The 663-nt window shown below is 56.3% G+C and carries 1 protein-coding gene; it reads left to right on the plus strand.

Annotation, left to right across the window (positions count from 1 at the left end; translation table 11 throughout):
• Window positions 1–116: 116 nt before the first annotated feature.
• The coding region (locus A3730_RS08690) for an RnfABCDGE type electron transport complex subunit D (protein WP_197477381.1) at window positions 117–663 on the plus strand (547 nt) is incomplete at its 3' end.

Consider the following 663-nt stretch of genomic DNA (forward strand, 5'->3'; position numbering starts at 1 on the left):
GCCCTGGAGTTGCTGGAAGAAGACCTGTCCCTGTGCACTTTCGTGTGCCCGGGCAAATATGAATACGGTCCGATTCTGCGCGACAACCTGACCACGATTGAGGCGGAGGGCTGAGCATGGGTATGAGAAAGTTTCTGGATGATAAAGTGTCCCCCCATTTCCATGAGGGTGGCAAATTCGAGAAGTATTACACCTTCTACGAAATGTTCGACACCATGCTCTACACCCCGGATTCGGTGACCCGTTCCGCGGCCCACGTGCGTGATGGTCTCGACCTGAAGCGGATCATGATGACGGTGTGGTTCTGCACCTTCCCGGCGATCCTGTTCGGTCTGTGGAACACCGGTTATCAGGCCAACCTGCAGATTGCCGAGCTCGGTGCCAGCCCGCTGGCCGGCTGGCGCAGTGACCTGGTGGCAGCGCTGACCGGGTTTGATCCGGCCAGTATCTGGGCCAACGTGTTGCATGGTGCGGTCTACTATATTCCTATTCTGATTACCGTCTACCTGGGTGGTTTCATTTGGGAAGGCCTGTTCGCGTGGAAGCGTGGCCATGAGGTTAACGAAGGCTTCTTCGTGACCGGTATTCTGTTCACCCTGATTCTGCCGCCGTCCATTCCGCTGTGGCAGGTTTTCCTGGGGATTTCCTTTGGTGTCGTTATCG

The organism is Alcanivorax sp. HI0044, from assembly GCF_001634945.1.